We start from the raw sequence: 17713 nt of genomic DNA, 5'->3' as shown, positions 1-17713 counted from the left end.
TGAGAAGGGCACTTACTCATTTAGTCTTATGGAAACTAAATTAGTGACTGCTCTTGATCAATGAGGAGGAAATTTAAATGGAAGAAAAAAAGTATGTTGCAGAGGAGTCTGCTTCGGTACAACCTGCTAAGTTAAAGAGTAAAAGTAAGTTTGCTATCTTAGGGCCTGGTATTGTTTTGGCAGCTACTGGAGTCGGAGCAGGGGATCTTGTTACAGCGATTGTTGCCGGTGCGGATTTCGGAATATCCCTTGCATGGGCGGTTTTCATTGGCGTCTTTTTTAAGTATATCCTTACAGAAGGTGTCGGCAGGTGGACCTTAGCTACAGGACAGACCATTTTAGAGGGCTGGCGCTCGCTCGGAATGTGGACAATGGGCTACTTCTTTGTGTACGTTACTTTGTTCGGGCTTATCTATGGTGCAGCCATTGCTACGGCATGCGGTCTCATCATGTATACGATGTTTCCTATTATGCCTTTATGGGCATGGGCGGTGCTTCATTCTGTCGCGGGCTTTGCTCTCATTTGGTTCGGCCGATATAAAATATTCGAACGTGTCATTACCGTTTTAATCGGAATCATGTTTGTGGCTGTTGTCGGTTCTGCTATTGTGATTCTCCCAAGCCTGGGGGCCATTCCAAGTGAAGCGCTTGTACCTAGAATACCGGATGGTTCTATTTATCGCATTCTCGGTATAGTTGGAGGAGTAGGCGGGACGATGGCGCTGGCAGCCTATGGATACTGGATACGTGAGAAGGAATGGAACGACAAGTCGTGGATACCTGTTATGCGTTTAGACGCATCCATTGCTTACATCATTACAGGTCTTTTTACTGTATCGATGATGATTATAGGTACACATTTTCTATATGGCTCTGGTATAGCTTTTAGTGGCTCAGAAGGGTTAAAAGATTTTCTAGGTTTATATGGACAGAACTTTGGAACGACAGCAAAATTCGCTTTAAATATTGGCTTCTGGGCAGCTGCATTTAGCTCTCTAATCGGATCATGGAGTGGAATACCTTACTTGTTTGCGGATTTTGTACGAGTTGTCAAGCGGAAGGGTGAAGATAAGGGGAATCAATCCAATCCAGTATCCGAAAAAGATCCTGCATACAGAGCATTTTTAGCGTGGCTTACTTTTCCATCTTTGCTTTTATTGATATTTAACAAACCAGTTAGTTTAGTACTCCTATATGCTGCACTGGGTTCGGCATTTTTACCTTTCCTTGCTATTACGTTACTTTTATTATTAAACTCGAAGGAAAAGGTAATGCCGGATTATCGAAACAAATGGGGGCATAATGCTACGTTAGTGTTTATTATTTTAGTGTTTATCGTTTTAGGTGTGATAGAGTTTTTATAACAATGAAACGTCTATCACAGGGAGGCTTCATTCGCTGCTAATGGTTCTATGAATGGATGGGATGTTTACTAGCAGTTAATGAGGAATAAAGATACCTATGCCAACGAAAAAGCTCGCAGAGAAGTTTATTTTCTCTGCGAGCTTTTTTTGATTGTTCAATATTAAGAGATTAAGATACACTTTTCTTTTCTATCGCGGGCTGTTTGTCCGATAATCTTGGCCAGTTGAAAAGGATCGCTAAAATTCCGCAGACACCTGTTAAGACGGGATAAAACGAATAAGGCATGATCGCGACAGGAGAGATGGCGGCAAGACCTGAAGCGGCCATGAGCTGTCCGCCATAAGGAATAATTCCCTGAACAGAGCAGGCAAAAATGTCTAAAAGGCTGGCCGATTTTCTTGGATCAATTTCGTATTCGTCAGCGATGTTTTTCGCTAGCGGCCCAGTCATAATAATTGAAACGGTGTTGTTGGAAGTCGACAAGTTCGTGATTCCAACCAGGCTGGCGATCCCGAATTGGGCTCCGCGCTTTGATTTAATGTTTTTCGTAATAGTATGCAGCAAGAAATCAAGGCCGCCATTATATTTAATGATTTCTACCATTCCACCAATTAAAATAGCGAGCATGGCAAGGTTTTGCATATTCCCAATTCCTTCACCAACGGTTTGCAGGAAGGTGAGAAAATTATAGCTGCCATCGATGAAGCCGATGATGCCTGATAAAATAATTCCTCCAGTTAATACGATCAGCACATTGACACCAGCGAGAGCGGCCGCTAAGACGGCAAGGTAAGGAAGAATTTTCACAAAGTTGTATGAGTATGAATCAAGTGTTCCTTGTACACCTGCTGTTAATGCGAATAAAATGATGGCCGTTACAATGGCTGCCGGCAGGACGATAAAGAAATTTACTTTGAATTTATCTTTCATTTTTGTGTGCTGGGTTCTCACCGCAGCAATCGTTGTATCAGAGATAAATGATAAATTATCCCCAAACATGGCCCCGCCAATGACGGCTCCCATTGCCAGTGCAAGCGAAACATCGGTTTGTCCGCTGATCCCCACTCCAATCGGAGCAAGTGCGACAACGGTGCCTGTTGATGTCCCCATAGAAAGGGAAATAAAGCAGGCGATGAAAAAGAGACCGACGATTAATAAGTTATGAGGCAGTACAGATAAGGCCAGATTTACCGTCGATTCTACCGCACCCATGCCGTTAGCTGCAGCAGAAAAGGCCCCGGCTAAAATAAAGATAACAGCCATTAGCATAATATTCGGATGGCCGGCACCTTTACAAAACACGTCCATTTTTTCAGAAAAAGGTTTTTGTCTATTCATGGTAAGAGCTGTCCCGACAGCAATTAAAGCAGCAACGATAATTGGAACAGCTTTAAAATTACCAGTAATGATCCCGCTGCCAATAAATATAGATAAAAAGACAACGAGCGGCAGTAAGGCGAAAGGCGTTCCTTTTGTACGGTCACTCATTTTGTTCACCTCTTAATCCTTATTATTCTTATTGGTTATAAAGATGATAAACGTTGATTCCATAATTGTCAATATATTCAATCAACGGGTTATTGCTTATATGAAGAAATTTAAATTTAAATATTGTGAATAGTTTGACTTATATTTCTGAGGGGGGTAAAATGAGAGCGCATACATAGTCTAACTTCATAGATAAATAGATTGAAGGAGGAACAACATGCCAAAAACTTTGTTTAAACTCGATCTCACTAAAAAAATGGAGCAACAAGCTCATCCGGGACATAATCGCTGGCATCCAGATATCCCTGCTGCTTTTTCAGTAGAGCCAGGAGAGTCTTTCCGTATGGATTGTAAGGATTGGACGGACGGTCAAATTAGCAACAATGACGATCCGAGCGATATTCGAGACGTCGTTTTGCCGCGCGTCCATGTATTAAGCGGACCGGTCTATGTCAATGGAGCGGAGCCGGGTGACTTGTTAGTCGTTGATATTTTGGATATCGGCGCGTTTCAGGAGCAAGAGTGGGGGTTTAACGGAATTTTTGCTAAGGAAAATGGCGGAAGCTTTTTAGTGGAGCATTATCCTGAAGCGGCGAAATCCATTTGGGATTTTGAAGGCATTTACACGACTTCAAGACACATTCCGGGTGTGAAATTTGCAGGTATGATTCATCCTGGTCTAATTGGCGTAGCGCCTTCCATGGAACTTCTACAAGAGTGGAATAGACGGGAGAATGAGTTGAAGATGACGGATCCTGATCGTGTTCCGGAACTAGCTACTTCTCCTCAAGCCGAACATGCTGTGCTCGGGACGCTAAAAGGAGCAGAGTTTGACCGCGTGGCAAAAGAAGGAGCGAGAACGGTTCCTCCGAGAGAGAATGGCGGAAACTGTGATATTAAGAACTTATCCAAAGGCTCAAGGATCTTCTTCCCAGTATTTGTGGATGGAGCGAAGTTGTCGGTAGGCGACCTTCATTTTTCACAAGGGGACGGTGAAATCACGTTCTGCGGCGGAATTGAAATGTCAGGGTGGATTGACCTTCGTGTCGATGTCATTAAGGGCGGCATGGAGAAGTATAAGATTAAAGATAATCCTGTTTTCAAGCCTGGCCCAGTTGAGCCGCGTTATTCCGATTATTTAGTATTTGAAGGCATTTCCGTAGACGAGATGACAGGCACGCAGCATTATTTAGATGCGAATATCGCATACCGCCGCGCTTGTTTAAATGCCATTGAATATATGAAAACACTTGGCTATACAGGGGAACAGGCGTACATGCTGTTGAGTACAGCGCCTATTGAGGGCCGGGTGAGCGGCATCGTAGACATCCCGAATGCATGTTGTACAGTAGCGATTCCAACACAAATATTTGATAAAAATATTGATCCGAAGTAAGGAGGAAGAGCCTTGCCTAGTTATACATTCAACTGCAGTCACTGCGGTGAGTTCACATTGTACTTTAAATCAATGGCGGGCTACAAAGGAGAAGCACAGTGTCCCGATTGCCAGGGGGCGGCAACTCGGGTCTACTTACCTCCTAATTTATATTCCTACTCTAAAGAATTGCGGACGCGCATCGAAAAAGGAATGGAGCCTCGCAGAGTAACGAGGGAAGAGTTGGGGCCAAAGCAAAGACGAGTGAAACCTCAAGTCAATCGTCCATGGCAGGTAGGACATTGAGCAATGGAGAAGCTCATTAGAACAACGAATAAGGGGATTTAGATGGCAGGAAAAGCTCTACTAGGCTAGCTTGAAACAATCCATAGATTGAGTTTTAGCAAGGGGTATGTATGTTTTTAATAGAAGGCTGTGTTAATGACGATTGTTGACTAGAGCGGAAGGCGGGGGCCCTTAGCGAAAATGAACAGATCCGATTAACATAGCCTGCCGGTAAAAGCGGTTGACTCCAAAGCGTCGGACCACATTCTCAATACATTGTACTGAAAATGTAAGGTCCGGCACTTTAGTTATGAGCCAACCGCTTTTTTGTATTCGATTTAATCCTCTTCCTTATAGAAACGTTCTCCTGTGTCAGGGTGCATGTAAACGACTAGCTTTTTTTGGGTCGTAGGATCAATAGATACTTCTTTTGTACGGACGAAACCTTGTGGCACTTGCTGGCCATGTTTCGTCTTGAAACGGCGGTCCCAGATGAACCAAGATCCGATGACTAAGAGGATAAGAGCGACAAACTGTAAACCATAGAAGCCAATAATCCATTCTAGCATCGGCTTTATTCCTGTTCCACGACAACGGCAGTTCCATAAGCAACAATTTCACTCATGTTTTGGCCGATTTCCCCGGAATCAAAACGCATCATAATAATCGCATTGGCATCCATCGATTTTGCGTTTTTTACCATGCGGTCGATCGCCTGCTTTCGCGCATCCTCAAGCATTTCTGTGTATTGGTTAATTTCTCCTCCGATTAGTCCTTTTAATGAAGCGACAATGTCTTTTCCAATCCCCCGTGCTCTTACTGTCAATCCGAATACAGGTCCTTTTACTTCAGTAATTTTATAGCCGGTAACGTTTTCTGTTGTTACGATGATCATGTTTTTTCCACCCCTTAATAATAAATGTTTCCCTTTGTTTATCTATTCTACCAAATAGTGATAAAATTGGCCTCGTTTATTAAAAAAAGTGTGTATCTTAGAAAGGAATAGCTTCACACTTATATAAGTTTTTAATAATATTCATCGAGATGTTAAATTGTTAGCTTCACAAATTTGTAATATAGTATGGGTAGGGAACATGGAATAACCGCAGCAATTAGACAACCACTTCTTCCGACCAATCGATGCAACAGTGCCGACCTCAAATAAGTATATGTTCATTTTTCAGAATATTATTATATTTCTGAATTGATAAATGGTGGGAATTATGCTCTTAGGGATGGTTAAGGCTTTTTAGACTAAACCTCTCTTATATGAGCTTAATTACTTATAAATTGGGGAGGTTTTTTTGCATGGAAGAAAGGACGCAGTTGGACAAGACGTTAAAGCCGCATTGGGTTTGGGCGATTGCCCTAGGTTCGGCAATCGGCTGGGGAAGCTTTGTCCTTCCGACAGATTGGATGGCGAAACCGGGACCGCTCGGGGCAGCGATCGGATTTGGAGTCGGCGGGCTCCTCATGATTTTAATTGCTGTCAGCTATGGGTTTTTGATTCGTCATTTTCCGGTATCTGGAGGAGAGTTTGCCTATGCGTACCTCGGCTTTGGGAGAACACACGCTTATATTTGCGGATGGTTTTTAGCGCTTGGGTATATGAGCATTGTCGCATTAAACGCATCAGCGTTGGCACTCTTGTTTAAATTCACCATTCCCAAAATAGCCATGCAAGGACAGATGTACAGCATTGCGGGCTGGGACGTATACTTCACAGAAGTGTTAATTGCGACGGCTGCTTTGTTTTTATTTGCTTGGCTGAACATTCGCGGTGCGTCTTTTTCAGGACGCCTTCAGTTTATCTTCTGTGTCGTTCTCGTATTAGGTGTGGCAGCGCTGGCGCTCGGCATGTTTTCTCATCCTGACTCATCCTTCTCTAATTTACAGCCGGCGTTTAATCCGGAAATTCCTGCTATGTCCGCCATCCTGACAATTGTTGCTATTGCTCCATTTGCTTTTGTCGGCTTTGACAATGTGCCGCAATCAGCAGAAGAATTTGATTTTCCAGCAAAGAAAGCGTTCATGCTTATCGTATGGGCACTCATTATTGCAACGTTCATTTATGTAATAAACATTATGTTTACTGCTGTTGCCATGCCGTGGCAGGATTTAGTTGCAAAGCAGTCGATCTGGGGAACAGGGGATGTTGTTGCAGGGCACTTTGGTACTATTGGATTAGTTGTATTGGCTATTGCTATTTGTATGGGGATTTTTACAGGGTTAAACGGGTTTTACGTATCAGCGAGCCGCCTGCTGTTTGCGATGAGCCGTGCGAAAATTTTGCCTGAGGTATTTGGAAAGGTACACCCGAAACACAGAACGCCTTATGCCGGAATTATTTTTACGATGGCAGTCTGTTTAGCAGCTCCATGGTTTGGCAGACAAGTGTTGTTATGGATCGTTGATATGGCTTCCATCGGTGTAGCCGTGGCCTATTTCTACACTTGTTTTGCCGCTTATAAGTTCTTCAAATGGTCGGGCGATGATACTGTGATGGAAGGAGCCGTTTCACCAGGACGTAAGCTTTGCAGTCTGCTTGGTTCCATCGCTAGTCTTGTCTTCGTCGGATTGCTTGCTATTCCAGGATCCCCAGCGTTTATGGGCGTGCCATCTTGGATTGCTTTAATTGCCTGGCTCGCCATAGGAGTTGTATTCTATATGGTGCGCGGAAAGTCATTTAAACAAATTCCAAAGAAAACGCTTGATTATTACATTCTCGGCGAACACAGTCACTTGGCCGATGGATTTAATCATCCAAGTAATGCCGATGAAAAAATTGCACCTTAAATAGCAGGCTTATCATGAAGGAAGGGCTGTTTTAATCGACAACGATTAAGCAGCCCTTTTTGCGATGGATAGAAAAATTGCACATTGGTATATGCAGGGCACTAGCCTAGCAAAAAAGTAGAAGAATCCTATTTTGAACATTCTCTGCCGAAAGAACTATTTCTTTCGGCGAATACCAACTGTTCTTCCTGCTTCTTTCGGTTTAGGAAGACTTTCCTGCTGTTTGGCCAGCCACTCCATTTTTTCAAAGAGTTCGGCAGGAAATGGGGCGGAACGGCGCTTTTGTTTGTCGATGCCCATGAGCAGCTGTTCACATGTCGCTGCCCGCTTTCCGCCTTCACCGAACAGTTCAAAGAAAAAGTGAGCGCGCTTTTCATCGTAATCAAGCAATTGTAACGTCACTTCAAACGATTCATTCGGCATCATTTCTGCTAAGTAACAAATGTGACTTTCCAGAGTGAACATGGTGTATTGATGCTTTTGGCGGAATTCTTCATTAAAGCCGACCTCATTCATCCAATTAAACCCTGCCCAGCTGAATACGCGTGCATACTCAGCGTCATTCATATGGCCGTTGTGATCGAGCCATTCATCCCGCACACAATCCTTAAGAATAATCCAACTTTTGTTCACAAGCTGCACCCCTTCAATTTCTCCCTGTTTGATGTAGGAGTTTCTGCTTCTACATGTTATCACAATTGAGATTCTCCATCTTTTTAGGGATGATTACATTAAAAGTTTTTCTATTTCTTGCTCCAACGAAGAGGAAAGGTCTGAAGGTTCGAATCTTTTAACGACATTGCCATTTGGATCGATAAGAAATTTAGTGAAATTCCATTTGATGGAGTTTCCGATCAGCCACTCGGGGTTTTTGTCAGTAATCATCAATTTTAATAGTTTTTCATGGATGTTAGACTCATTAAATCCGCGGAATGGGGCTGCGTCTCTTAAAAATTGGAATAGCGGGTCAGCACCGTCCCCGTTCACTTCTGTTTTCGATAATATGGGGAAGGTAACCCCGTAATTTAATTGGCAAAACTCTGCTGCTTCGTTGTTGTTGCCAGGCTCTTGGCCGCCGAACTAATTGCACGGAAAACCGAGGATTTCGAGGCCTTTTTCCTTGTAACGTATGTATAGCTTTTGCAAGTCTTCAAATTGGGGTGTAAAGGCACACTTGCTGGCCGTGTTGACAATAAGCAATACCTTTCCAGCATATTCTTTCAATCCAATTTGATCTCCATTTCTTTTTTTTGCTGTAAAATGATGTATATTCAAGTGAGTGTTCTCCTTTAACGATTTTATTTATAATAATTACTTGTGTCTCAAGATTAATTAGGTGTTTAGAACTAATTCTGACTTGTTTAAATGATGTAACTTCTATGGTTGTTGGTATGAATGGGATCAAGAATCGACTATAGTTAGAAAAGGCATAATCAGGAGAAAGGGGTTTTAATGAATGAGTGGGAAAAACCGTAAAGACATCAAAGCGGGATTAAAAGTGGATATTGTGCTGAAGCAGGATCAGAGAACGGGAAAGAGAACGACGGGCATTGTTAAAGATATTTTAACAAACTCAAGTTCTCATCCGCATGGAATTAAAGTGAGGCTTCAAGATGGACAAGTGGGTCGTGTGCAGCATATCTATCTAACAGAAGAGGGATGATGGCGGCTATTTTTGCATGATCTTATAAGTGATTCTGTTATTAAAAACTGTCAGCTTCTTCCGATATAACTAATAGCACATACATGGGGGAAGGGGCGGTAAGGAATGATAGAAAAGGTAAATGGGATAAATCCGATAGTTCCATCTGTTCATCGGACGAGTCAACCGGATAGTGACCGGCAAATGAATGATCTATTAAATAAGATGCAGCCTCAGCTAAATAAAGAGGAGATGGAAAAAATCGTGCTGGGTATGAACGATTTCCTGAAACCATCGAATACCCATTTGAAATTTGAATTTCATGAAAAGCTCGAAGAATACTATGTGACAATGGTGGACGATGTGACTCATGAGGTGATTAAGGAGATTCCGGCGAAGAAACTGCTTGATATGTATGCAGCTATGAAGGAGTATTTAGGAATTTTAGTAGATAGAAAGATCTGAAAAACGTCGCTATAACTGAAAGAATGAAGGTCACGATGATTGTTCATTTGCGGCAGCGGGCGGAGTGAGTAAGTAATTCAACGGAACATCTTTTTTTTCACAAATTAATTCTAGTAATCTGTAAAGGAGTGTTTTTTCATGGCAATGAAAAACCCTTATCAAACCTATTCAAACAATGCTGTAACGACGGCTTCACCGGGTGAGCTGACATTGATGTTATATAACGGCTGTTTAAAATTCATAAATCAAGCAAAGAAAGCCATTGCTGACCAAAATATTGAGATGAAAAATACAAACATTCAAAAAGCGCAGGCCATCATTCAAGAGCTGATGGTGACGCTGAATATGGATGTTGGTGTATCCGAAAACCTGTTGTCTTTATATGACTACTTGAACCGCCGTTTAATCGAAGCGAATATTAAAAGTGACGTATCTATTTTAGAAGAAGTGGAAGGATTTGTGACAGAGTTCCGTGATACTTGGAAAGAAGTTATCCAGAAAAATCGTCAGCTGCAGCATGCTAATGCAGGTGGTCAGGCGTAATGTCGACAGTAAAAGCTTGTTTTGATCTAACAGCAAAGCTGTTTGGATTAGTCAATGATCCATCAGCTGACCGTGATCAGACGATAGCGGCCATCGAAGAGCTTCTCGAAAAAAGACAGGAGCTTCTTATAAGTATCAAGCCGCCTTTTACAGAAGAAGAGCAGCTGATCGGGCGGGAAATCCTTAAGCGCAATGCGGTCATCGAGATTCGGTTAAAAAAAATAAAAGAAGAGATTCAAAAAGATATGAAAAGCTTAACGAAGAAAAAAGATTCCGTAGATAAATACGTGAATCCATATGCATCGGTGCAATTGGACGGTGTTTTTTATGATAAAAAGAATTGACTGCGAGTGAACCGCCTTCCGCTGGTTCATTCAGGCTGTTGATAAACGCCCGCTTTCTTCGGTGCTCATGACCCTTATGGTCACTTTGCTCCTCGTCAGGCTTCGCGCTTGGAAAGACAAACGTTTTCAATCAGCCTGAAGGTGTCTGTAATCTAAGCGAACCGCTTTCTGCCGGCTCGCTTTTTTAATGGGGAGTTTCATGGCTTAGCGGTAGAATATCATGAATCAATGCCAATATTTCATGACTCAGCAGCAGGAATACCTGGATGTGAAAAAAGTAGAAATGAACATACACATCACTTATTACAGTTTTGACAAATGTTTTTATAAGGTTAAGCAGGAGTTTTTAAAGGGAAGGAGAAATATATAAGCATAGCTATTTGTAAAGGAGGAGTCTACATGTTAGACTACAGCATCCGCGGTGAAAACATTGAAGTCACTCCGGCGATTCGTGAATACATTGAGAAAAAGGTCAACAAATTAGAAAGATATTTTATCGAATCTCCAAATGCTACTGTTCATGTCAACTTGAGAGTATACCATGACAAAAGTGCAAAAGTTGAAATCACGATTCCGATGAAAGATCTTGTGCTTCGAGCCGAAGAACGAAATGAAGATATGTATGCGGGCATTGATTTAATTGTCGATAAATTAGAGCGTCAAATCCGTAAACATAAAACAAAGGTAAATCGCAAGTTTCGTGAAAAAGGCGACACCCAAGATTATTTTACGATTGCACAAAGTGAAATCGCATCAACAGGGGTAGAAGAAGAAACGGATGAATTGGCTATTGTTCGTACGAAGCAATTTGATTTGAAACCAATGGATTCTGAAGAAGCTGTTCTGCAAATGAACCTCCTAGGACATAACTTTTTTATTTACACAGATGCAGAAAGCAATGCAACAAATATTGTATACAAACGAAAAGATGGAAAATATGGCTTAATCGAAACAAACTAATTAACGATCGACAATCCCGCTGTTTGCTAATGGCGGGATTTTTTATTCAAGGAAGGGGCTCTTTTCGCCTTTCCTGTTGTGGGTTGACAATTCGTGTTAAGATAGAGGAAGAGTTTGGTGATCCAAAGGGAGGAGTAAATTCATGTCAATTGGACGGAATGAGCCATGTCCATGCGGAAGCGGGAAAAAGTTCAAGAAGTGCTGTGGAAGAGTAGAAGGCTCGGCCATACATGGAGTGATGCAGGAGGAGCTTGAAAGCCTGCAGCGTGAGCTTATCGATTACGCAATGGAACATTATTCATATGAAATGAAGAAGCAGTTTCAATCGCTTTTACATACATACGAAGCGCTGCGCAAAGATCCACAGGTCTATCTAGTGGCTTTTGAGATCTGGTTTATTTTAACGAAACCTGTGAAAAATGGACGAACGATACTTGAGGAATTCGTTGCCCACCGTGCTTCGTCGGTGAAAAGAGAGCGGACGAGAGCGATCTTCCTTACATGGCCCCGCGTAAAGTTTATTGCTGGTGCTGTGAAAGAGATTCAAGACAACGTATATAAGGTGGAAGACGTATTATCGCGGGAAACCGTGTCTATTCGTGCGCGCCGACAGCTGCCGATTGAAGGTGTGTTCGTAGTGGGAGGATTACTGCCGTTTGAAAAAGAGCACACATTCTTTATGATTGATTTCCACTTCGAAAAACAATTAGTGCCACAAGCTGAAAAGTGGCTCGTATCTCAGTTTGAACAGGCCGAAGAAACGAGTTCGCAAGAGTTTTTAGCTAAAGATTGGCTATCTATATTGGAAGGGATCTTCGTTATATACGATGCACAAAAACAGGGTGAAGAACAGTCAGTTGATTACGGTGAATTGACGTGGAACAAGGAATCGCAAGAAAAAACAGCTGACCATTTACTTGCCTTTTTACAGGAAGAAGGGATAGGAGAGTTAAGACAGCAAACCGCTGTACTCCTATGGAACGTGTACTGTCAAAAGGAAAATCCGACCATTCGCAAACCGGAAATTTATACAGCGGCTCTATATGCCCTTCTGCAATCTTATCAAATCGTTGAAACAGATTATTCAAACAGCAAACTTGCTTCTCGTCTCGGCGTCTCAGCCGCTAGCTTGTCAAAACGAGCGAAGGAAATGGAAGTAGTCCTTGAGGAACGCCTTCAACAAGGAGAAAAAGCTGTACAAGTATAAAAACGCCTATGATGGGCGTTTTTATATTTTTGGATTTGTTAAACGTGCTGTTGCTTTCTGCTGGGAGCCTGCTCGCCAGGGGATCTCTTGGACACGCTTTTCCTGCAGGAGTCTTGCGCCTTTCTCTCCCATCACATAGAGGGGAAGAATCATCATTAACATAGCCATATTTTTATAGACAATATTTCTTTCAGAGGACTGGACACTTTCATTATTTCCACATTTCCCCTCGTCTGTTTTATGCTTGCTGCGGGGCTCCTGCGCATATGCCGTTTAGTTGTTTCAAGCAGATGATAATGGTAATATTAAATAGGCATTTTATAAGATTTTTAGGCTCACGAACGAACTTGTTACAAGTAAAAAGGAGCGTCTATAGATGGGGTTATTAACTAAGATGTTTGATGCAAATAAACGCGATGTTAAGCGATTAGAAAAAATGGCGCTGAAAATCGAAGCATTAGCCGACGAAATGGAACGTTTATCTGATGAAGAGCTTCGCGCCAAAACTACTGTTTTCAAAGAACGTTATGCGAAAGGCGAGTCACTTGATAGCTTGTTAACAGAAGCTTTTGCGGTTGTGCGTGAAGGGGCGCGCCGTGTGCTTGGTCTTTACCCGTATCGTGTTCAGCTGATGGGGGGGATTTCCCTCCATGAAGGGAACATTTCCGAGATGAAAACAGGGGAAGGGAAAACCTTAACGGCGACAATGCCGGTTTATCTTAATGCGATCTCTGGTAAAGGTGTTCACGTGATTACAGTCAATGAATATCTTGCTTCCCGTGACGCAGCAGAAATGGGTGAGCTTTACAATTTTCTCGGTTTGACGGTTGGCCTGAACGTGAACAGCTTATCAAAAGAAGAGAAGAAAGAAGCTTACGCTGCGGATATTACGTATGGAACGAACAATGAACTTGGCTTCGATTATCTGCGCGATAACATGGTGCTTTATAAAGAACATAAAGTGCAGCGCCCGCTTCATTATGCCGTGATCGATGAAGTAGACTCTATTTTAATTGATGAAGCGCGGACACCGCTCATTATTTCTGGACAGGCACAAAAGTCGACACAGCTGTATATCCATGCCAATAGTTTCGTTCGTACATTAAAAGTGGAAGATGATTATACGTACGATGAAAAAACAAAGAGTGTATTGTTGGCGGAAAATGGAATCAATAAGGCGGAAAAAGCGTTCAGCATTGAAAACTTGTTCGATTTAAAGCACGTCACACTAAACCATCACATTAATCAAGCACTAAAGGCGCATGTCACGATGCAGCGCGATGTAGATTACGTTGTTCAGGAAGATGAAGTGGTCATTGTTGACCAATTTACAGGCCGTTTAATGAAAGGCCGCCGGTATAGCGATGGTCTTCATCAAGCGATTGAGGCGAAGGAAGGCGTGCCGATTCAAAATGAAAGCATGACGATGGCGACGATCACGTTTCAGAACTTTTTCCGAATGTATGAAAAGCTTTCCGGTATGACAGGAACGGCGAAGACGGAAGAAGAAGAATTCCGCAACATCTACAACATGAAAGTCGTCAGCATTCCAACAAACCGGCCGATCGCCCGTGACGACCGGTCCGATTTAATCTATGCCTCGATGGAGGGGAAATTCCGTGCGGTTGTCGAAGATATTTACCAGCGGTACCAATTAAAGCAGCCAGTGCTTGTCGGTACAGTAGCTATTGAAACGTCCGAATTAATTTCTTCTTTATTAACTAAACGAGGCGTTCCTCATAACGTATTGAATGCGAAAAACCATGGACGTGAAGCGGAAATCATTATGGAAGCCGGTCAGCCTGGTTCCATTACAATTGCGACAAACATGGCCGGACGCGGAACGGACATTAAGCTTGGAGAAGGTGTGAAGGAACTCGGAGGTCTAGCGGTGATCGGCACCGAGCGCCATGAGTCCCGCCGGATTGATAATCAGCTGCGCGGACGTTCTGGACGTCAAGGAGACCCAGGAATTACTCAATTTTATCTTTCCATGGAAGATGAACTGATGCGCCGTTTTGGTTCTGATAACATGAAATCCATGATGGAAAGACTTGGAATGGATGACGATCAGCCTATTCAAAGTAAAATGGTGAGTAAAGCTGTGGAATCTGCTCAAAAACGTGTGGAAGGCAACAACTTTGATGCCCGTAAGCGTCTGCTTGAGTATGACGATGTCTTACGTCAGCAGCGGGAAATCATTTATAAACAGCGCGATGAAGTGCTGGAGTCTGAAAACCTTCGTGAAATTTTAGAAGGCATGATTTTGGCAGTGATTGAGCAGGTGGTTGGAGCACATCTGGCTGCGAATGCGTCGGAAGAACAATTAAATATGCAAGGAATCGTTGATTATGCAAATGCCAATTTATTAAGTGAAAGTGAACTCACACTCACTGATTTAGAGGGCAAACAAGCGGATGAAATGATTGATGTCATTTATGAGAAAGTGAAAGCGCGATATAGCGAAAGAGAAGAACAGATGGGCGAAGAGCAAATGCGTGAATTCGAAAAAGTCGTCCTGCTTCGTGCCGTTGATTCGAAATGGATCAATCATATCGATGCGATGGATCAGCTGCGCCAAGGAATCCATTTGCGTGCTTACGGCCAAATCGATCCGTTGCGTGAATACCAAAATGAAGGGTTTGCCATGTTCGAAAACATGGTCGCATCCATCAATGAAGAAGCCGCTAAATATGTGATGAAAGCTGAAATCCGCAACAACCTTGAGCGTCAAGAAGTCGCCAAAGGCCAAGCCGTCAATCCAAAAGAAGACGAAGACAGCAAAGCGAAAAAGAAACCAGTCAGAAAAGCCCCTGCAGTCGGCAGAAACGAACCATGCCCATGCGGAAGCGGAAAAAAACACAAAAATTGTTGTGGGTAAGTAGAAAAGCGGAGCCGACTGCTCTGGAGCGACTAGCATATGACCTCGAGCTCCAAGGAGGCGGAGCTGGCCAAGAGAAAAGCGTAAGCGCCTGAACTGTCTCGACAGGCAAATGTTCTTTCACCAAAGAAGCCGCTCTTTGGCTTCATTGGTGGAAGGTTATTTGACCCGAGGGACAAGGCGCTGCAGCTGGTCAAGAAAAGCGTAAGCGGCCTTTCTGTGCTGAACAATGCATAAAATCCTTGAACAAAGACAGAAGTAACATAGTAAAATAAAGAATCATTTTCATTTTTCTCAACAACATTGAATAAGAGGTGCTTATATGGAATTATTTGAAATTCGAAATGAGTTAGACAAAACAGCTAAGAAGTTAGCGGACTTCAGGGGGTCTCTTTGACTTAGAAAACAAAGAGGAACGGATTGCTGCACTTGAGGATGAGATGCTGCATCCTAACTTTTGGGATGATCAGCAGGCGGCACAAACAGTGATTAACGAGGCGAATGGCTTAAAGGAAATTGTCAATGAATATAAGGAATTGCTGGAGATCCAAGAAAATCTGGAGCTGACGCATGAGTTGGTGAAAGAGGAAGCGGATGCAGATCTGCAAGGCGAACTGGAAAATGAGATGGAGGAATTCCGTAATCGAATCAGTGATTTTGAGCTGCAGCTGCTTTTGAGTGATCCTTACGATAAAAACAATGCTATTTTAGAGCTTCATCCAGGAGCAGGCGGCACAGAGTCACAAGACTTTGGTTCGATGCTGCTGCGTATGTATACACGCTGGGGGGAGAAGCAAGGGTTCAAAGTGGAAACGATGAACTATCTTCCTGGAGATGAAGCAGGCGTAAAAAGTGTGACTCTTTTATTTAAGGGACATAATGCCTACGGTTATTTAAAGGCGGAAAAAGGTGTACATCGTTTAGTACGTATTTCTCCGTTTGATTCTTCTGGCCGTCGGCACACATCCTTCGTTTCCTGCGAAGTCATGCCAGAGTTTAATGATGACATTGAAATTGATATCCGCTCAGAAGACCTTAAGGTTGATACGTATCGGGCAAGCGGTGCGGGCGGACAGCACATCAATACGACAGATTCGGCTGTACGGATTACGCATGTGCCGACAAATACGATCGTGACGTGCCAGTCAGAGCGTTCACAAATTAAAAACCGCGAACAAGCAATGAAAATGTTGAAGGCAAAGTTATATCAGAAGAAAATTGAAGAACAAGAAGCTGAACTTGCAGAAATTCGCGGCGAGCAAAAAGAAATTGGCTGGGGAAGCCAAATTCGTTCATACGTGTTCCATCCATATTCCATGGTCAAAGATCACCGCACAAGTGAGGAAACAGGAAACGTGCAGGCAGTCATGGATGGAGAGATTACCCCATTTATTAACGCATACTTGCGCTCGCGTTTATAAAAGAGATGAAAAACTGTTCCGAAAATCAGTAACTCACTGACTTTCGGGACAGTTTTTTTGTGAGATCATGTTTAAAGTCATAAAAAACGTTTAAAATAACAAGGAATAGTTTATTACATAAAACTGGTCGTTATGCAGCAAAATAATTGTAATGCCACAATACATCGTACCAGGGGAGTCTTCACTTCATAAATAACGGGCTAGTGAAAGTTCAAAAAGTGTATACAATTGGTGAGAATGATTGACCTAGCTGTGTTAGCCGTTATTTTACGTATTTCCCAACCGTTCGACAAGGTTTTAAAAAGTGAAGGCTTTGGTATAATTAACGTGCATTGCATATTTTTTCTAGGAGGAGAGAACATGAAGTTCAAAAAATCATTTATGGCTTTGTTAGTTGGTTCATCGATTGCACTTGCAGCATGCGGCGGCGGCAATAAAGCAACAAATGAAACAGCAAATGAAGAGCCAACGACGGAAACAACGAGTGCACGAGGTGAAGAAGTGTACAAGCAAAGCTGTATGAGCTGTCACGGTCAAAACCTTGAAGGTCAAGTGGGCCCTTCTTTACAGAAAGTAGGAGCTAACCTCAGCAAAGACGAAATTTTAAATATTATTAAAAATGGTAAAGGCCAAATGCCTCCGAATGTTGTTCAAGGTGCAGATGCTGAAGCAGTCTCTGAATGGCTTGCAACAAAAAAATAAAGTAAAAACAAGGAATGCAGTGAATGAGCTGCATTCTTTATTTTTGCTTTATTACGGTCTAATATTTTCATTTGAGTTGTTACAAAATATTTCAATTTTTTCATTGTATATATAAGCGTCCTTATGCGGAAAAATCGATTATTTTATTTAAAGCGCATTCAAAACACTTGGATATGTTACGGTGCGAAAAGAAAATGTAATAAAATTGCGGCTTAACGCAAGTTTAATCAGTGATATAA

Annotated in this window: 17 protein-coding genes and 1 pseudogene; 13 read left to right on the top strand and 5 right to left on the bottom strand. The window is 42.5% G+C overall.

Annotated features, from left to right (window positions below; all coding sequences use genetic code 11):
* Window positions 1-77 precede the first annotated feature (77 nt).
* Entirely contained in the window at window positions 78-1364 is a 1287-nt protein-coding gene (locus tag QYG89_RS07400) for an Nramp family divalent metal transporter (protein ID WP_404316125.1), read from the top strand.
* A gap of 169 nt (window positions 1365-1533) precedes the next feature.
* Here QYG89_RS07400 and QYG89_RS07395 read toward each other — a convergent pair whose 3' ends face one another.
* Entirely contained in the window at window positions 1534-2853 is a 1320-nt protein-coding gene (locus tag QYG89_RS07395) for a Na+/H+ antiporter NhaC family protein (RefSeq protein ID WP_404316123.1), read from the bottom strand.
* Window positions 2854-3070: 217 nt separating this feature from the next.
* On the opposite strand from QYG89_RS07395, the gene fmdA reads away from it, so the two are divergent.
* On the top strand, window positions 3071-4249 hold the full coding sequence (gene fmdA / locus QYG89_RS07390; protein ID WP_404316121.1) for a formamidase: 1179 nt from the start codon (window positions 3071-3073) through the stop codon (window positions 4247-4249).
* A 12-nt stretch (window positions 4250-4261) separates the two neighbouring features.
* Window positions 4262-4534 (top strand): FmdB family zinc ribbon protein, encoded by a 273-nt coding sequence (locus QYG89_RS07385; protein ID WP_404316118.1) that lies wholly within the window; start codon window positions 4262-4264, stop codon window positions 4532-4534.
* 317 nt (window positions 4535-4851) lie between these two features.
* Here QYG89_RS07385 and QYG89_RS07380 read toward each other — a convergent pair whose 3' ends face one another.
* Both QYG89_RS07380 and QYG89_RS07375 read right to left on the bottom strand, forming a co-directional pair.
* Complete coding sequence (locus QYG89_RS07380; protein ID WP_404316116.1) at window positions 4852-5082, bottom strand: hypothetical protein; 231 nt, start codon at window positions 5080-5082, stop codon at window positions 4852-4854.
* 5 nt (window positions 5083-5087) lie between these two features.
* A complete protein-coding gene (locus QYG89_RS07375; RefSeq protein WP_404316114.1) occupies window positions 5088-5408 on the bottom strand; it encodes a YbjQ family protein in 321 nt (106 codons plus the stop codon).
* Between the two features lie 413 nt (window positions 5409-5821).
* Here QYG89_RS07375 and QYG89_RS07370 point away from each other — a divergent pair, with 413 nt between their 5' ends.
* The gene (locus QYG89_RS07370; RefSeq protein WP_404316112.1) at window positions 5822-7309 is read left to right on the top strand and encodes an APC family permease; all 1488 of its coding nucleotides are present in this window, start codon (window positions 5822-5824) and stop codon (window positions 7307-7309) included.
* 156 nt (window positions 7310-7465) lie between these two features.
* Here QYG89_RS07370 and QYG89_RS07365 read toward each other — a convergent pair whose 3' ends face one another.
* Both QYG89_RS07365 and QYG89_RS07360 read right to left on the bottom strand, forming a co-directional pair.
* A complete protein-coding gene (locus QYG89_RS07365) occupies window positions 7466-7942 on the bottom strand; it encodes a thioesterase family protein (RefSeq protein WP_404316110.1) in 477 nt (158 codons plus the stop codon).
* A gap of 93 nt (window positions 7943-8035) precedes the next feature.
* A pseudogene (locus QYG89_RS07360) lies at window positions 8036-8584 on the bottom strand (glutathione peroxidase).
* Window positions 8585-8765: 181 nt separating this feature from the next.
* Between QYG89_RS07360 and QYG89_RS07355 the strand changes: the two are divergent.
* From QYG89_RS07355 to cccB, 9 genes are all read left to right on the top strand, one after another.
* A complete protein-coding gene (locus QYG89_RS07355) occupies window positions 8766-8972 on the top strand; it encodes a YwbE family protein (protein ID WP_404316108.1) in 207 nt (68 codons plus the stop codon).
* Window positions 8973-9077: 105 nt separating this feature from the next.
* Window positions 9078-9416 (top strand): flagellar protein FlaG, encoded by a 339-nt coding sequence (gene flaG / locus QYG89_RS07350; RefSeq protein WP_404316106.1) that lies wholly within the window; start codon window positions 9078-9080, stop codon window positions 9414-9416.
* 138 nt (window positions 9417-9554) lie between these two features.
* Window positions 9555-9959 carry a flagellar export chaperone FliS gene (fliS, locus tag QYG89_RS07345; protein WP_404316104.1) on the top strand — a complete coding sequence of 135 codons (405 nt, stop codon included), beginning with the start codon at window positions 9555-9557 and terminating at the stop codon, window positions 9957-9959.
* Window positions 9959-10303 (top strand): flagellar protein FliT, encoded by a 345-nt coding sequence (locus QYG89_RS07340; protein WP_404316102.1) that lies wholly within the window; start codon window positions 9959-9961, stop codon window positions 10301-10303. Before fliS ends, QYG89_RS07340 begins: the two co-directional genes overlap by 1 nt.
* Window positions 10304-10702: 399 nt before the next feature.
* Window positions 10703-11263, top strand: a complete 561-nt coding sequence (hpf, locus tag QYG89_RS07335; RefSeq protein WP_404316100.1) for a ribosome hibernation-promoting factor, HPF/YfiA family — start codon at window positions 10703-10705, stop codon at window positions 11261-11263.
* A gap of 142 nt (window positions 11264-11405) precedes the next feature.
* Window positions 11406-12470 (top strand): YecA family protein, encoded by a 1065-nt coding sequence (locus QYG89_RS07330; RefSeq protein ID WP_404316098.1) that lies wholly within the window; start codon window positions 11406-11408, stop codon window positions 12468-12470.
* A 376-nt stretch (window positions 12471-12846) separates the two neighbouring features.
* Complete coding sequence (gene secA / locus QYG89_RS07325; protein WP_404316096.1) at window positions 12847-15351, top strand: preprotein translocase subunit SecA; 2505 nt, start codon at window positions 12847-12849, stop codon at window positions 15349-15351.
* Window positions 15352-15673: 322 nt separating this feature from the next.
* A protein-coding gene (prfB, locus tag QYG89_RS07320) for a peptide chain release factor 2 (RefSeq protein ID WP_404316094.1) occupies window positions 15674-16772 on the top strand; the annotation gives its coding sequence in 2 pieces (ribosomal slippage) (window positions 15674-15745 and window positions 15747-16772; 1098 coding nt in all).
* Window positions 16773-17132: 360 nt separating this feature from the next.
* Entirely contained in the window at window positions 17133-17474 is a 342-nt protein-coding gene (gene cccB, locus QYG89_RS07315; RefSeq protein WP_404316092.1) for a cytochrome c551, read from the top strand.
* Window positions 17475-17713: the final 239 nt, after the last annotated feature.

Origin of the sequence: Bacillus lumedeiriae, assembly GCF_044891285.1 — a bacterium.
Lineage (GTDB): Bacteria > Bacillota > Bacilli > Bacillales > Domibacillaceae > Pseudobacillus > Pseudobacillus lumedeiriae.
The sequence above is the reverse complement of the archived record's forward strand: the minus strand, read 5'-3'. Positions and strand labels throughout refer to the sequence as shown.

What these genes read in the sequence shown, in the direction of transcription:
- QYG89_RS07400 (WP_404316125.1), top strand. Translation starts at nt 78, where the DNA reads ATGGAAGAAAAAAAGTATGTTGCAGAGGAGTCTGCTTCGGTACAACCT.
- QYG89_RS07395 (WP_404316123.1), bottom strand. Translation starts at nt 2,853, where the DNA reads ATGAGTGACCGTACAAAAGGAACGCCTTTCGCCTTACTGCCGCTCGTT.
- fmdA (WP_404316121.1), top strand. Translation starts at nt 3,071, where the DNA reads ATGCCAAAAACTTTGTTTAAACTCGATCTCACTAAAAAAATGGAGCAA.
- QYG89_RS07380 (WP_404316116.1), bottom strand. Translation starts at nt 5,082, where the DNA reads ATGCTAGAATGGATTATTGGCTTCTATGGTTTACAGTTTGTCGCTCTT.
- QYG89_RS07375 (WP_404316114.1), bottom strand. Translation starts at nt 5,408, where the DNA reads ATGATCATCGTAACAACAGAAAACGTTACCGGCTATAAAATTACTGAA.
- QYG89_RS07370 (WP_404316112.1), top strand. Translation starts at nt 5,822, where the DNA reads ATGGAAGAAAGGACGCAGTTGGACAAGACGTTAAAGCCGCATTGGGTT.
- QYG89_RS07355 (WP_404316108.1), top strand. Translation starts at nt 8,766, where the DNA reads ATGAGTGGGAAAAACCGTAAAGACATCAAAGCGGGATTAAAAGTGGAT.
- flaG (WP_404316106.1), top strand. Translation starts at nt 9,078, where the DNA reads ATGATAGAAAAGGTAAATGGGATAAATCCGATAGTTCCATCTGTTCAT.
- fliS (WP_404316104.1), top strand. Translation starts at nt 9,555, where the DNA reads ATGGCAATGAAAAACCCTTATCAAACCTATTCAAACAATGCTGTAACG.
- QYG89_RS07340 (WP_404316102.1), top strand. Translation starts at nt 9,959, where the DNA reads ATGTCGACAGTAAAAGCTTGTTTTGATCTAACAGCAAAGCTGTTTGGA.
- hpf (WP_404316100.1), top strand. Translation starts at nt 10,703, where the DNA reads ATGTTAGACTACAGCATCCGCGGTGAAAACATTGAAGTCACTCCGGCG.
- QYG89_RS07330 (WP_404316098.1), top strand. Translation starts at nt 11,406, where the DNA reads ATGTCAATTGGACGGAATGAGCCATGTCCATGCGGAAGCGGGAAAAAG.
- secA (WP_404316096.1), top strand. Translation starts at nt 12,847, where the DNA reads ATGGGGTTATTAACTAAGATGTTTGATGCAAATAAACGCGATGTTAAG.
- cccB (WP_404316092.1), top strand. Translation starts at nt 17,133, where the DNA reads ATGAAGTTCAAAAAATCATTTATGGCTTTGTTAGTTGGTTCATCGATT.